Origin of the sequence: Mesorhizobium sp. B2-5-11 (assembly GCF_006440835.1) — a bacterium.
In the GTDB taxonomy this organism is placed as follows: Bacteria; Pseudomonadota; Alphaproteobacteria; order Rhizobiales; family Rhizobiaceae; genus Mesorhizobium.
In genome coordinates this window covers 144,074-159,096 of record NZ_VFUK01000010.1, presented here as the reverse complement: position 1 = coordinate 159,096, position 15,023 = coordinate 144,074, and the positions used below count along the sequence as shown (strand labels likewise).

Sequence of the window (15,023 nt, the reverse complement as noted above, 5' to 3'; positions counted from 1 at the left end):
GGGGCTCCCACTCGACGGACTGGTGAGTGCGCTCGCTGATCGGCAATAGAGGCTTTGACGATGACAACGGAAATGAACGAGGAGTGCGACTCGGACTTTGCCACGCAGTCGATGGAGGCAGCACTAGCCCGATGGAGCCGCAAAGAGGCCGAGGCTATATACGGAATGCCGTTCAACGATCTGCTCTTCTTGGCGCAGACGGTCCATCGCCAGAACTTCGATCGCAACCGGGTGCAGCTGTCGCGGCTTCTCAGCATCAAGACCGGCGGATGCCCGGAGGATTGCGGCTATTGCAGCCAGTCTGCGCATCACCAAACCGGCCTGAAGGCCTCGAAGCTGATGGAGGTCAAACATGTCGTCGAGGAGGCGACCAAGGCACGAGATGCTGGCGCAACCCGCTATTGCATGGGCGCTGCCTGGCGCAGTCCGAAGGAGCGCGACATGGACGCCGTGCTCGCCATGATCGAAGGCGTGAAGGCGCTCGGCCTGGAGACCTGCATGACTCTCGGCATGCTCGACCTCAGCCAGGCGCAGCGCCTGAAGGCGGCCGGTCTCGACTACTACAACCACAACATCGACACCTCTGCGCGCTATTACGGCAAGGTCGTTTCGACCAGGACCTTTGCCGACCGGCTGGAAACGCTTGGGCGCGTGCGCGAGGCTGGGATCAAGGTCTGCTGCGGCGGCATTGTCGGGATGGGAGAGGAAAAGGCCGATCGCATGGACATGCTGGTGACGCTGGCGAACCTGCCCGAGCCGCCCGAAAGCGTGCCGATCAACATGCTGATCCCCATCAGGGGGACGCCGCTCGCCGATGCCGAACCCATCGATCCGATCGATTTCATCCGCACCATTGCGCTCGCCCGGATCATGATGCCGAAGTCTGATGTAAGGCTCTCCGCCGGCAGGACGGCGATGAGCGACGAGACCCAGGCGCTGTGCTTCTTTGCCGGCGCCAATTCCATTTTTGTCGGCGACACGCTGCTGACTGCGGACAATCCCGGAGAGGACAAGGATACTCGTCTATTTAGACGTCTGGGCATCGAACCGATGCGAGGCGAGGCGAAATGAACGAGCCACCGCTCGCCCGCTTTGAAGCAACCTTGCAGGGGTTGGCACGCAAGGACCGGCTGCGCGCACTGGCGCCGCGGGTCGGGCTCGACTTCTCGTCCAACGATTATCTCGGGCTTGCTGCCTTCAAGAGACTTGGCGATGCAGTCGCGGCGGCAATCGAGCGGGGCACCCCTGTGGGCGCTACCGGATCGCGGCTTCTGCGCGGCAACGCGCCGGAGCATGAGGCGCTGGAGTCAGATGCTGCCGCGTTCTTCGGGGCCGAACGGGCGCTGTTCTTCGGCAGCGGCTACATGGCCAACTTCGCCCTCCTGAGCACCCTGGTGAAGAAGGGCGACCTGTTGATCCTCGATGAACTCGCCCATGCCAGCATGCATGAAGGGGCCCGGGCAGGACGCGCCGAGTTCAGGCTGGTGGCACACAATGACATTGATGCTTTTGAGGACGCGATCAGGCGCTGGCGCGCCGAAGGCGGCATTGGCCGCATCTGGATCGGCGTTGAAAGCCTCTACAGCATGGATGGCGACTGCGCGCCGATGGAGAGCCTGGTTGAGCTTGCCGATCGGCACGAGGCCTTCATACTGGTCGACGAGGCACATGCCACAGGTGTCTGGGGACCGGGGGGCCGCGGGCTGGCCGCCGCGTTCGAGGGCCGCGACAACATCGTGGCTCTCCATACATGCGGCAAGGCACTCGGCGCATCGGGCGCGCTCGTCACCGGGCCGCGAGTGCTGTGCGACTATATTGTCAATCGCTGCCGTCCGTTTATCTACGCCACCGCACCATCGCCGCTGATGGCAGTGGCTGCGCGCGAAGCGCTCGCAATGCTGGTCGACGAGCCGATGCGCCGCGTTGATTTGCACGAGCACGTTGCCTTCGCAAGCCGGCAACTGGCCGAGCATTGCGGAGCCAAGCCCAGCGGTTCGCAGATCCACCCATTTGTCATTGGGGACGTGGCGCGCACCATGGCTGTCGCGGCGGCTCTGCAGGCTCGCGGCTTCGACTTACGCGGCATTCGTCCGCCGGCGGTGCCGGAGGGTACCTCGCGGCTGCGCATTTCGCTGACGCTCAACGTGGGCAAGGCTGACATTCGCGTCATGGTCGAGACGCTTGCCGAAGTATTGGCCACCACGGCATGAGCAAGCGCATCGTCGTCACGGGAACCGATACGGGAATTGGCAAAACCGTTTTCGCCGCGGGGCTCGCAGGTCTGCTCGACGGCTTCTACTGGAAGCCGGTCCAATCGGGTCTCGAAGGTGAGACCGACAGTGAGGTGGTCGAACGGCTCGCTGGCCTGCCATCGGGGCGGGTGCTGCCGGAGGCCCACCGCTTGAGGAGCCCCTTGTCGCCGCACCGTTCAGCCGAAATCGACGGTGTCTCGATCGAGCCTGCCGATCTTTCATTTCCGGTCCTGCCCACACCGCTCGTCATCGAAGGCGCTGGCGGACTGATGGTGCCGATCAATCGACAGACAAGATTCATTGACATCTTCGCTGAATGGCGGCTGCCGGTGATCCTGTGCGCCCGCACTGAACTCGGCACGATCAACCACAGCCTGCTGTCGATCGAAGCCCTGCGGGCTCGCTCGATCCCGCTGATCGGCGTTGTCTTCATCGGTGAAGAGGCGGCCGATACGCAAAAGACAATCACCGAGTTGGGCGCGGTGCGTCAGCTCGGCAGACTGCCACACCTCGCTCCGCTCACGAGCGAAACTCTGAGAAAGGCGATGTTTGCAAGCTTCGACCTTGCGCAGATGGCTGGAGGCGAGTGATGCCGCGGTCGCGCGTCTGGCATCCCTTCACCCAGCACGCGATCGAGCCGCCCATGCTGTCCGTCGTCCGCACCGACGGAGCTTGGCTGGAGACGAATGACGGAAGGCGTATCCTCGACGCAATCTCCTCCTGGTGGGTGGTCACTCACGGGCACCGCCAGCCACGGATCATGGAAGCGATCCGGATTGCGACCGAGATGCTTGACCAGGTGATCTTCGCCGGCCTCACCCATGAGCCGGCAGAGCAATTGGCGTCGGCGCTGATCGAAATGGTGCCGCCAGGCCTCGACTGGGTCTTTTATTCCGACAGCGGCTCCACGAGCGTTGAAGTCGCACTGAAGATGGCGCTCGGCTATTTCCGCAACACAGGCGCGCCGCGCTCGCGCATCGTCGCCATGGAACACAGCTATCATGGCGACACGATCGGCACGATGAGCGTCGGCGCCCGGGGCGTGTTCAATGCCGCCTACGAACCGCTGTTGTTCGAGGTCGACACCATTCCTTTTCCGGCCGCGGGGCGGGAGCAGGAAACGCTGGATCGTTTCGAGACCCTGTCTCTTGACCGCCGCGCCGCCGCGCTGATCATCGAGCCGCTCGTGCTTGGCGCCGGCGGCATGCTGATGTATCCGGCCTGGGTGCTGGCGGAATTGAAGCGGATCGCTGAAGCGTCCGGCACGCTCTTGATCGCCGACGAAGTGATGACCGGCTGGGGGCGCACCGGAACCATGTTCGCCTGCGAGCAGGCATCGATCTCACCGGACATATTGTGCACCTCGAAGGGCTTGACTGGCGGCGCCGTCCCGCTGGCAGCCACGCTCGCCAGCGATGCCATCTTCGAGGCCCACTACTGCGTGGACCGAAAGAAGACCTTTTTCCACTCAAGTTCCTACACCGCCAATCCGATCGCCTGCGCGGCCGCGCTTGCCAATGTCGAGGTCTGGCGGTGCGAGCCGGTCGCCAAGCGGATTGCGGCCTTAAGTGCGAGACAGGCCGATGGCCTGCAACGCTTCCAAAACAATCCCTTCTTCGCCGAGGGCCGAGCAAACGGCACGATCCTAGCCCTCGATCTGCGCACCGGCTCGGCCGGATATCTGGCGGAGATCGGGCCGAAACTGCGCGCTTTTTTCCTCGAACGTGGCATGCTGGTGCGCCCGCTCGGAAATGTCCTCTATCTTTTGCCGCCCTATTGCATCACCGGCGACGAACTGGACGGGCTCTATGACGCCATAGAGGAGGCCGGCGAACGCTTCGGTTCGCGATCATGATCCGGTCGTCGCGCATCGTCGGTTTCGGTCATCACGCGCCGGCGCGCAAGGTCAATAACGCGGAAATCGAAGGTCGTCTCGGGCTCGAACCCGGCTGGATCGAGCGGCGCACCGGGATACGGTCGCGCTTCTGGGCAACGGGCGAAGACACATTATCGGGCCTTGCCACGCGCGCCGGCGACATGGCGCTGGCGAATGCCGGTGTCGACCGTGACGATATCGGCCTGCTGTTGCTGGCCACGTCCACGCCCGACCATCTCCTGCCACCGAGCGCGCCGCTGGTGGCCCACCGGCTCGGGCTCGACCGCGCCGGTGCGATTGACCTGACGGGTGCCTGCGCCGGCTTCATCTATGCCTTGATGTTGGCGGATGGGTTCACCCGCCTCCATGGCAAAGCGAGCCTGGTGATTGCCGCCAATATCCTCAGCCGCCGCATCAATCCGGCCGAGCGCGCAAGCGCGGTGTTGTTTGCGGATGCCGCCGGCGCGGTGGTGGTTGCCCCGTGCAAAGAGCCGGACGGAGGCATTCTCGGCGCGGCGATGGCCTCGGACGGCTCGCGCTACGGGCTGATTCAGATTCCCGCCGGCGGCAGCAACACGCCGTTTCATGGCGAGCTGGACCTCGAGCAAACCCGTATGACCATCAGTGACGGGCGTGAAGTGTTCGCCAGGGCTGTAGAGATGATGACTGACTGCTCGAGAGGTGCGCTCACGGCCGCCCGAATGCCGCCGCAACACATCGATCGTTTCGTGCCGCACCAGGCCAATGCCCGGATCTTCGATGCGGTCGGCAGGAATCTGGGCATAGCGGATGAAGCAATTGTCAAGACGATTGCCGATTACGGCAACTCTTCGGCCGCGACGATCCCACTCTCGCTCTCGCTTTCGCATCGGGCGCAGCCGTTTCGGCCAGGCGAAAAGATTCTTCTTGCCGCGGCCGGTGCCGGTCTCAGCGGAGGCGCACTCGTCATAGGAATTTAGCCGTACGCGGTCATGCACAGGATCCGTCACCGATGACACGAACGAACGGGCGCACGAAAAAATGGTCGCCGACAAGCTTCATGGGCGCTGGCGTGGTCAGGCCAGAGCGATCAAAGTTGCAGATGATTCTGTCGATCAGCACGATCGGCAATGCTGTCTTTCGAAGGTTGTCGGCGCCAGCATGGGAGAGCGGAGCCAACAGAGTTCATCACCCCTCCTCACCTCGACGAAGTCGTCCTGGTCGATAAGTCCGGCCCTTCTGGTCCATAGATCAATATTGTAGCGGCAGCACCGGCAGCCGAGAATTGAACAAGCGGCCCCTCGAAGGCATCAAATGATCATGCAGTCCGAAAACAATACCCATCTGCCTGCCTCAGCAACGCTCGCTCCCTTTCGAAACCCGGTGTTTCGCTCGATCTGGACCGCCACACAAATATCCAGCCTCGGTTGGCTCGTGCAAACGGTGGCCATCAGCTGGCTGATGGCCACGATTTCCGCTTCGGACCTGATGGTTGCGCTGGTGCAGGCTGCATCCACCTTGCCGGTGTTCCTCCTCTCAATCGTTGCCGGAGCCATTGCCGACAACTTCAGCCGCCGATGGGTGATGTTTGCGGGGCACTGCCTGATAGCATTGGCTTCAACGACGCTGATGATATCCGTGGGTCTGGGATTTGCCGGTCCATGGCTAATTCTTGCATTGGGTTTCCTGGCTGGCTGCGGCTTTGCCTTGAATGATCCGGCCTGGCACGCATCTGTTGGCGATATCCTTCACAAAAGGGACATCCCGGCCGCGGTCACCCTCATGTCCGTAGGATACAACATTGTACGCAGCGTTGGTCCGGCTTTGGGGGGCGTGGTCCTGGCATTTCTTGGACCGCTTGCCGCTTTCGCCTTGGCAGCGCTGAGTGATCTGGCGCCGCTAACCGCGATATGGCGCACACGATGGAAGGTTCGCACTTCCCCTCTCCCTCGTGAACGCATGACGATGGCAATTCATGACGGAGTGCGCTTCACTGTGATGTCCCTGGAGATCAGGGCAGCGATTGCCCGTGCAACCCTTTTCGGCCTGGCAAGCATCTCCATCCTTGCATTGCTGCCTCTATTTGTCCGGGACCAGCTGAAGAGCGGCCCGATCATCTACGGCATCTTGCTGGCCGGCTTCGGGATGGGTGCTTTCATTGCGGGCATGAGCAATAGCTTTCTAAGGCGGATGACGTCTCAAAACAGGCTGGTGTCCTTCGCCTCTGTCGCTTGTGCGGCATGTTGCCTTTCGCTTGCACTCACATCATCGGTCCCCGTGGCGGTCGTTTCGCTGGCACTCGGCGGCGCGGGTTGGCTCATCACCTGGACTGGGATCGACGTGTCGGTGCAACTGGCAAGCCCCAGATGGGTGGTCGGCCGGACACTGTCGATCTACTACGCCTTGAGCGCAGGCGGGATGGCGGCTGGCAGCTGGATCTGGGGTACTGTCGCACAGAACTACTCCTTAGGCTGGGCTTTGGAGGGCGCCGCCGGCGCTCTGTTGCTGGTTGCGGCTGCGGGAATGCTGTTACCGGTCGGTCCATGGGAGGAAACGGATCAGGAAAGTTCGGATTTTCGCCCGCCGGAGCTGGCACTCGACTTGAAGCCCAGAAGTGGACCCATAGTGGTCAAGGTGGAGTATCGGATACCCGAAGAGAACATCGAGACCTTTCTGGGCTACATGCGCGCCAGGCGGCATGTTCAGAGCCGTGCCGGTGCGCGAAACTGGACACTGCAGCGAAATCTTCAAACGCCTTCGATTTGGACAGAGACATTCCGCACGCCGACCTGGATGGACTTTCTTCGCCTGAATCATCGGCTCACGGCAGCGGATAAGGAAATCGGTGACCATCTCCTGTCACTGCACGATGGGGAGGATCCTCCTCACACAGTGCTTTCCATTGAACGCACGACTGAGGCCGCGCGTACCCGTTCCCCAACACTCTTTTCTCGCCCTCCGAGGTGACGTGACCACGCGTCGAGCATTGGGGTCTGGCCTTTGGCGCTTCTGGCGGACCGAGAGACCTACTTTGCTGCAAAAGCTCCGAATTCCGCGCGGCCAACCAGAAGCTCGGCATACAGCAGTTCGCGTGTGAAACAGCATTGGCCACACGATCCCAGGCCCGAAACCCAGCAGTCATTCCCAGTCCAGTCGCTCGGAACTCTGATCGTGGCGATGTGCTTGAGCCTCATAATTGTCCGCTAGCGTGTCGAGAGCCTTGGCCGTATGCGGATGGTCGAAAGAGATCGCATTCGACCATCCGCGGTATTTAGCGGCTTCCTTCCGTTCCAGCTCCCCACCGTCGCGCGGCGATCGCATTGTTACGCCACGTCGGTTCATCTTACCGGTCAAAAAGCCATTGATCATTGGTTTGCTGCGGAAAAGATCGATTGCGTCGCGGACCGCTTCGGCCGGCCAGTTGCCGTCTGCTCCAAAAGGAGAGGCAGCCAAAACGTTGCCAATGCGACTGTCGGCGATATCTTCTCGGCCGGCGGTCTTAGCGAGCGATCGAGCTTCCTTGATCCACCCCTCAAGAGCAACGTTATCGATCGTCCCATCATCTTTTGTACCGGGAAGCCGATCCCATTCCTCAAGAAGTCGGTAGGCCTGGGTGGCGATGGCGCGTGCTCGCTCGGGATCCTGCGGCTCAACGTCGACGACACCGCTTTCCTCGCTCGCCTTGAATACCGCGCTGAGTATTTGGACAAAGAAGGATGGCTGCTCCGACAGCGCCTTCATAAGCACCTTGGGCGGACGGCGCGAGCGAGTCAAAATCGGTAGATAGGCCCACTCGACCTTGACCAATGCATTGCTGTCGACGTCATCACGTTTGTCAAGCACCTGGAGGATTTCGGCGACGTAGTGCTGGAACATCGTCGCTTCGTTCCTGTCGCCCTCGCTCTCGAACGGCTGTCGGACGGCCTCAAGTAGCACCTCGATGAGAAGATCTGAGAGCAGATCAGTTCGGCTGTCGCGTGCCGCGAGCGGCAGAGCGTGACGCGCGCGACCAACGGAGATGAGTTTGCGGATCGCGAAACCGACCTCGTCACGGTCGTCGCTCATCCAGAACACCGGCGTCTGACGCCAATACGTTTCTTCGATTTCAGCGCCAGCGCTGGTAGCCTGGTCCCAAGTCCAACGCCGCCCAGGAAGCGCGCGCAGGATCGTAAGCAATGCGGTGTCGCCCCAAGAGCGACTGGTTGCCTTAGCGATCAACTCAGCTGCCCATGGCTCCTTTCGCTCTGCAAAGGCAGAGACGATCAGGCCGTGGGCAAGAGCACGCTCATGCGCATCTTCGCTTCGAATTGCCGACTCCAACAGCGCTTCGAGATCGGGTTCGGAGAGACCGCCAGCAAAGAGCGCCTTGCCGATGTATCCCGCTGTGCCAACCTTGCGGGAGAGCGCGAGGATGGCTGGAATGCCGTCTTTGGAGAACAGGGCGTGTGCGGCATCTTTCCTCGCTAGATCGACCTCACGCTCATTCGTCTTCCAACCTTCGGCCGAAGGCCGTGGCAAGCCCGCATCTTGTTCAAAGAGCCATGCCACGCGCTCTATTGGATCAGCGGGTGCGAAGCGCTCGTAAATCGCCTCAAGTCGGTCGAGCACTTGACTCGGCATGGACCATTCGGCGTCTGGAAATTGCCGATGGTGATGGAGGACACGGCGCATGGCGGCCCATATTGCTGCGCGGTCAATCTGCTTAGTAATCCTCGGCTCAGCCGCCTCCAGTGTAGAGAACCCACCTTCCGTGTCCGGTGAAAGGTCAGCGAATCGGTCGAGCAGCGCGGTCCACCTGGCGGCATCGAGGCCGACGTCGACGAGCACACGCTCCGTGATCGCCACAGCTCCGCGCCCGATGGTGGCCCATGTAGCCACCTCGACTTCATCGACGGTAAAATCACGCCACAGCGGCATCGGCGACGGGATGGAGGTGTCGTGCCCCTGCGGTAGCAGGCTCAACATGAGTTTCCAGGCGGCGTCTCGCTCGTGCTTGCGAATGAGGTCGAGCGCCCGAAGCCGCAGGTCGAGCGTCGCATAGGTTTGGGGCAGCCAGAGAAGATGAATCGCGCGGAGACTGTTGGCCGGTCGGTTCGCGTATTGCCCGGGCGGGTTGTCGATGGCGTCCAGCCGAGCCAGGACATGGGTCACTTTCGGCATGAGCTCTGGCGACCAGGCCAGGGACTCGAGCGCCCACAAAAGATCCGACAAATGCTCTGCCCCAAAGACACCTTCCCCGTCTCTGCCGAATAGGGCGCGGATTGGCGGGTCGTTCAGATCAAGGCTATCCTCGATGGCCCGAAGAAAGGCGCTCGGTGAGGCCTCGGCCAACAATCGGAAGTCTCGAGATAGGGACCACCATCTCTGTTTGGTGGCATTCGCCAGCAGCTTCGCGACAATATGATCAGCACGGCGTGCGGCGTCCGGTATCGTCTTAATCTCCTCGCCCCACAGAGCAAGCAGGATCAGTACTTGTCCGATCCCATGGCGCAACATTCCCGAATAGTCGCGCTGGACGCCGCGAACACTCGCCATCCAGCGCTCGTCTGGGTCCATCTCGAACCGCGGATCTACGGAGCCGAGGACAGCATGGGCTGCAGCCTCGAAGCGCTTGATGTCGACCCCTGTCAAATGCCGCGCAAGCAGGAACCATGCATCTTGCGGCGAAGCGATACGCCAGGTCGAGCCGATCTTTTGCAGTGGGCTGTCAAATCTTCCGACGTAAGGCATCAGATCGCGGGCGATTGCGTCATATGGTTCGTCAGCGAGCTCTGCAAGGCGTGCCTTATCCGCCTCTGCGTCCTCATCCCAGCCGCCCGCGAGAAGTGCTGCCAACAATGCTTGAGGCGGCCTAACCTCCGCCCACTGTGGCCGTCGCCCCGGCGCGCTGGGAATAAGGCGACGCAGGACAGCCAAATTGCGTGCGCTGTCGCGCGCGTATGCCTCGGCACGAGGTTGCGCAATGCCAGCGGCAACCAGAGCGCTAGCGATCCCCTCGCGCGACGGTCGCGGTAGGGCACGGACGTCACCTCGGGAGATCGGCCGCTCGTCATAGGCTTGCAGGACATAGTGGCCGCGTCCCGCCAGCGCGTGCGCGATGCCGGGGTCTGGTTCAGTCATGACGACAATCAGAGGACCTGGCGCGTTTGCCAATGCTCGCGCCGCCGCAGCGGTCGTCGCCACCAGGCATCGGGCCTTGTAAGCGGCCTTCACTTCGTCCGGGAGCATCGCAAGTGTTGCGTAAAAGAACGACACGACCTCATCTGTGGTCGTAGCTTGGAGCGAGAAAACGGATGGCTTGCTGCGAAGCCAGCGGAGAAGGTCAGCTGCTTCCTCGTCACGATCACTTAGGACCAACTCCTCGGTCAGGGGCCACTTCGCAGCGAGCGACCACTCTTCCCAGACTTCCTCGAGCTCTCGAGTGTCCTCCGGTCGCTTCCCCAGGCGAACCGCCAACCACAGCCCAACCACCGGTGTTTGTTCGATCCAGTGGACAAGGTCGTCGGCGTCATAAACACGAACGTTTGCCCAAGGCCCTTCCGCCTCTCGGGCCTTTGCCCATTTATCCTTGCCGGGCCAGTGGCGGGGAGTGACGAACACAAAGCTAGCATTGGCTGGATCGAACGGCGCCGGCTCGTCGGTTCGCTTCCGGTAATCCTCGGTCACCTTTCTTTCGATGTCGCGACGCTGGCTTCCGATCTCCCAACCAGCCTCACCTTTCGGCACGTAAGAGTTTCCTGTGTCCGTGTAGGTCTGTCCGTCCCAGCCCGGATGCTGGACCCCTTCGTCAGCTGGAAAGCGGAGGTGAACTGCGGTGCCGGCGGTAGCGCGTATCAGATGTGAAACAAGGGTTGGCATGCTCAGCACGCCTTCTGTTCGGTTTGCCCAGACCGAAAGATCTTCCGCATCCACCCAGCGGATAGGTGCGCCTGCTCGCTCGGACGGGGTGATATTCGGGATAGCTGGTCCGATTACCGCACCCGTCGGCAGGAAACGGATGCCGGCATTTTCGAGCGCCGTACGAATTGCTTGGGCATTGTTGGCGACGGGGATACGTTGACCCCGCTCGAAATCCGCAACGGTAGAGGTCGCCACGCCGGCTTGCTTGGCCAAGTCGTGCTGGGACCACGCCAAAAGAGCCCGGGCGGCCCGGACGTGCTTTGGGGTAAGATCAAGCGGGGAAACCTGTTGCGCCATGGTCATATGAAATATATGACATCAGTTGAGTTTTCCCAACTGTTCTTTTCTGTCGACAAATCTAAATTTTTGCCGACAATAGATAACAAATGCCTCGAAATCGTATGACCCACCGTGAGACCGCCCTGAATCTCGTTCGAGATCGCGGCATCGTGCGTGCGCGCGACTTTACGGCGGCCGGCATCCCGCTGGTCTATCTCAGGCGCCTTACCGAGGCCGGTGATATCGTACGTCTCAGGCGCGGTCTATACCAGCATCCCGAGCGAATGGGCGAAGACACCGATCATGATCTGGCAGAAGCGGCACGTATTGTGCCGAACGGCGTGGTCAGCCTCATCAGCGCGCTTCGTCACCACGGTTTGACGACCCAGCTTCCGCACGCGGTGTGGATGACGATACCACACAAGGCAAGGACGCCGCACACTCCAGGCCTGCGTCTGGAGATTGTTCGGGCGACCTGCGAAGTCCTGGCATCCGGAGTCGAGTTCATCCGCGTCGAAGGCGTCGATGTAGCGATCTATGGCGTCGCAAAAACGGTTGCCGATTGCTTCAAGCATCGCCGTCATGTTGGCGAAGACGTCGCAGTCGAGGCGCTCCGCGACGCTCTGCAACAACGAAAGACCATAGCGAGTGAGCTGATGAAGTACGCGGTCATTGATCGAGTGACCGCCCGGATCGAGCCCTATATCAAGGCCGTACAATGATGGCTAAGGTTCTCAAGAATCCTGCCGCCTCAATAAGAGACCGCCTTCTTCAGCACTCTAGGCAACAGGGTGACGACTATCAGCGCATCCTGACGCGGTATGCGATCGAACGCTTGCTTTTCCGCCTCAGTATGACCGAAGCGTCCGAGCGCTATGTACTCAAGGGCGCAATGCTGTTCGTGACCTGGCCCGAATACGTCTTCAGGCCAACCGGCGATCTTGACCTGCTCGGCCAAGGCGACCCTGACCCCGGCGCCATTCACGACCTCTTCACCCGGATTTGCCAGGTCGAAGCTCCCGACGAAGGCATCGTCTTCGATGCGGCCTCCCTGACAGTCGATCCCGTGCGCGAAGGAAAATACCAAGGCGTTCGCCTGAACCTGAAGGGTTGGCCGAACAGCCTTCAACAGCGGCGCCAAGTTGACTTCCGCCTGGATCCAGCTTGGTGGCCTGCGTGTCGGGAAGGACGACTCGGCCTTCGACACGTTTGCCGGATACTCCGGGAACGTCTTCAATAATGCACTCGTTGCGTATTGGCGATTTCGACACCAACGTAGCTCAGTACTATCTGGATTCCGACAATGGGTTTTCAGCTCTGGTTTCACTTGAATAAGGGGCGGGTGAGGTCGGTTCTCTTGACGGCCATGTTCCCCACGTCGTCTTAGGCGTGAGACAGACACAGGCTGGCGGAGCGATCACCGGCGTCATCGCTCGTGACAGCAACTACAACGCTTTGGCTGGCAAGGTCCGCATCGACCTCAACGTCACAGATGATTGTCGTTATTCGGTATGTTCGGCTACGGCTCCCTTGGCAATCCCAACGACGACCCAAGCAGGGCGATCGCCGCTCAGGGTCGCGGCTTCTACAAGAATGGAGCGGCGACTGGGCTTTGTGGGTAGGGGCCACTTACAGGTTTCGACGAGAAAACGTCGTTGAACCTCCAGGTCTCAGGCGATCAGCTCAGCAACTGCGGACTGGCTGCAATTCGCCTATATGGCCATTCCAGGGTTCACAATCAGGGCCGAAGTCGATTATGCCCACTACGCCAAGCTCACTCCCGTCGCCTCGAACCCGGCTAACGTCGGCAAAGCGGACAGGCTCGGCGGCGTTCTGCGATTCCAAAGCTCGTTCTAACGGAATGAATTTGAACGGCGGCGCCCGACGGGTGCCTCGCTGTCTGGCCTTTCAAGATGTCGTCCCGCATGATCATGCCCGGACTCCGTTGCTGGGCTTCAGAACCTGCTCAGCGAGACTCCCAAGCTCGGTAACTCAACAGCTGGTCCGCGACATCGCCGGTCGATCTGCATCTCTGTTGGGCTACTACCTGGCGATGAAGCTGCCGAATCGAGAGCACGCAAGGGCTGAGAACACCTAGACACTTCGTCCAGGCACTTGAACCTTCTTCAGTGGTTCAGGATGAGTTTCGGCGGGCGTCGTCGCAACATCAGTGAGAATTTTGTTCTGCTGGGCCGTCTTCAGGGCAACTCAATCTGAATCGCAGCCGACTGCCCAGGCTCGCAAGCCTTTGGTCCCGGAAGCCGTGACAGCATAAGGTCTAGCCAAATTTCGTGCCGCCTCGCCCAGTTCTCAGCCGCGTTGTTGTCGCCGGGAAATGGCCGACCCTCCTATCCGTAGCCGGCGTCCCAAGCAGCACCGCAAATTGGGCAATGGCAATGTATGCATCCACGTCATGGATGCTTCTTTATCTAAGCAATCGATTTCTCCGGCTGTCCGATGATGAATATGAAGCGTCAGTTGGCCTGGTGGGGCCATCGGAGTTGTTGCGTGGAATCGCTTACCCAGTGCGGCCCGGGTGCCGCCATCTTCGGTGGAGTTGCCAATGTGATCTGCAGCCGAACGGCAAACGGCGGTCGTGGAGACAATGAGCATGGATACAGCCGGCTAGCTGGGACTATCCTCTACCGGGGGAAAATAGCTGTCACAACCGCATGTGGCCGGCGAGCACGGCCGTGCGCGGGACCGTCGGTCGCCCTGAGGCCGCGATGGTGGCGTGCCGAACTGTTCGGCCCCTGTCGCCCACATCACAGCTGCGCCCGCAGTTCCCATGCCACGCCAAATTGAAGTGTTCAGTAGGAGCCACAGCAACATGCACCGTCGTAATCTGATCAAAGGTTTCGTTGCACTCGGCGCTTGTCCCATTTGCGCTGAAGCCGCGCGGGCGGCCAGCACCGAATGGGGATATGCCGGGCCGGTCGGCCCCGAACAATGGGGGCATCTGGACAAGACGAATTTGGTCTGCTCGGCGGGCATGCAGCAATCGCCGGTCGATATCAGGGGCGCGGTCAAAGCGGATATTCCGCACATCGCCATAGGTTGGCACAGGGGCGGCGGCAGAATGGTGAACAACGGCCACACCATTCAGATCAACCTGCCGCAAGGCAGCACGCTCACTCGGGGGGATCGTGTCTATGAGCTGCTACAGTTCCATTTCCATGCACCAAGCGAGCACCACGTCGCAGGTAAGAGTTTCCCGATGGAAGCGCATTTTGTCCATAAGGGCCGCAACAGCGATACTGTGGGTGTTCTGAGCGTGTTTCTGACGCCAGGCGCCACAAATGCCAGCTTTGCCCGGCTTGCTGCCGCATTTCCTGCAACGTCAGGCGAAGAGGCAGCCGTCGATGAAGTCGACCCGAACGAGCTTCTGCCGGCTTCGCTTGGCTACTGGACATATGAAGGATCTTTGACGACGCCGCCATGCACGGAAAACGTCGACTGGATGGTGGCGACGGAACCGGTTGATGTCGACCCAGCAGACATAGAGCGATTTACCTCGCTATATCCCGAAAACGCGCGCCCTATCCGCGCGCCCAATCGGCGCTTCATCCTGGGCCTAAGCTGACGCCCCGGCGTAAAAACCGCCTGCGCGTCATGTTGATCTGCTTTCAGAATCGTAAGGATGTGCTCCGCGTCGCGTAGGCGCTTTGGGAGCTCATTTCGCGCTGGAAGCGCACCAGGACCAAGTTCGGTAACGGTGTTAAGCCATTCTCATAAGG

At 60.9% G+C, this 15,023-nt stretch carries 11 protein-coding genes and 1 pseudogene; 9 read left to right on the top strand and 3 right to left on the bottom strand.

The window, feature by feature from the left end:
- The first annotated feature begins 60 nt into the window (after positions 1-60).
- Genes bioB through FJ490_RS26310 form a run of 5 tightly spaced genes read left to right on the top strand, consistent with a single transcriptional unit; the run spans position 61 to position 5,087 of the window.
- The gene (gene bioB, locus FJ490_RS26330) at positions 61-1,071 is read left to right on the top strand and encodes a biotin synthase BioB (RefSeq protein WP_064993299.1); all 1,011 of its coding nucleotides are present in this window, start codon (positions 61-63) and stop codon (positions 1,069-1,071) included.
- Positions 1,068-2,210, top strand: coding sequence for an 8-amino-7-oxononanoate synthase (locus FJ490_RS26325; protein WP_064993300.1), 1,143 nt, complete (start codon positions 1,068-1,070; stop codon positions 2,208-2,210). Before bioB ends, FJ490_RS26325 begins: the two co-directional genes overlap by 4 nt.
- Positions 2,207-2,842 carry a dethiobiotin synthase gene (gene bioD / locus FJ490_RS26320; protein ID WP_064993301.1) on the top strand — a complete coding sequence of 212 codons (636 nt, stop codon included), beginning with the start codon at positions 2,207-2,209 and terminating at the stop codon, positions 2,840-2,842. Before FJ490_RS26325 ends, bioD begins: the two co-directional genes overlap by 4 nt.
- On the top strand, positions 2,842-4,107 hold the full coding sequence (locus FJ490_RS26315; protein WP_064993302.1) for an adenosylmethionine--8-amino-7-oxononanoate transaminase: 1,266 nt from the start codon (positions 2,842-2,844) through the stop codon (positions 4,105-4,107). The genes bioD and FJ490_RS26315 overlap by 1 nt, the downstream gene beginning before the upstream one ends.
- Entirely contained in the window at positions 4,104-5,087 is a 984-nt protein-coding gene (locus tag FJ490_RS26310) for a beta-ketoacyl-ACP synthase III (RefSeq protein WP_064993303.1), read from the top strand. The genes FJ490_RS26315 and FJ490_RS26310 overlap by 4 nt, the downstream gene beginning before the upstream one ends.
- Positions 5,088-5,097: 10 nt before the next feature.
- Here FJ490_RS26310 and FJ490_RS26305 read toward each other — a convergent pair whose 3' ends face one another.
- On the bottom strand, positions 5,098-5,286 hold the full coding sequence (locus FJ490_RS26305) for a hypothetical protein (RefSeq protein ID WP_064993304.1): 189 nt from the start codon (positions 5,284-5,286) through the stop codon (positions 5,098-5,100).
- 141 nt (positions 5,287-5,427) lie between these two features.
- Between FJ490_RS26305 and FJ490_RS26300 the strand changes: the two genes are divergently transcribed.
- Complete coding sequence (locus tag FJ490_RS26300) at positions 5,428-7,074, top strand: MFS transporter (RefSeq protein WP_064993354.1); 1,647 nt, start codon at positions 5,428-5,430, stop codon at positions 7,072-7,074.
- Positions 7,075-7,245: 171 nt separating this feature from the next.
- On the opposite strand, the gene FJ490_RS26295 is transcribed toward FJ490_RS26300, so the two are convergent.
- Positions 7,246-11,304 carry a helix-turn-helix transcriptional regulator gene (locus FJ490_RS26295; protein ID WP_064993355.1) on the bottom strand — a complete coding sequence of 1,353 codons (4,059 nt, stop codon included), beginning with the start codon at positions 11,302-11,304 and terminating at the stop codon, positions 7,246-7,248.
- 104 nt (positions 11,305-11,408) lie between these two features.
- Between FJ490_RS26295 and FJ490_RS26290 the strand changes: the two genes are divergently transcribed.
- Positions 11,409-12,008 (top strand): type IV toxin-antitoxin system AbiEi family antitoxin domain-containing protein, encoded by a 600-nt coding sequence (locus tag FJ490_RS26290; protein ID WP_084015684.1) that lies wholly within the window; start codon positions 11,409-11,411, stop codon positions 12,006-12,008.
- A gap of 29 nt (positions 12,009-12,037) precedes the next feature.
- On the opposite strand, the gene FJ490_RS33335 is transcribed toward FJ490_RS26290, so the two are convergent.
- Complete coding sequence (locus FJ490_RS33335) at positions 12,038-12,523, bottom strand: hypothetical protein (RefSeq protein WP_064993306.1); 486 nt, start codon at positions 12,521-12,523, stop codon at positions 12,038-12,040.
- Here FJ490_RS33335 and FJ490_RS26280 point away from each other — a divergent pair.
- Positions 12,438-13,143 (top strand): annotated as a pseudogene (locus FJ490_RS26280) (porin); the annotation flags it as partial. The gene FJ490_RS33335 and the pseudogene FJ490_RS26280 sit on opposite strands and share 86 nt — an antisense overlap.
- A gap of 973 nt (positions 13,144-14,116) precedes the next feature.
- Positions 14,117-14,869 carry a carbonic anhydrase gene (locus tag FJ490_RS26275; protein WP_064993307.1) on the top strand — a complete coding sequence of 251 codons (753 nt, stop codon included), beginning with the start codon at positions 14,117-14,119 and terminating at the stop codon, positions 14,867-14,869.
- Positions 14,870-15,023: the final 154 nt, after the last annotated feature.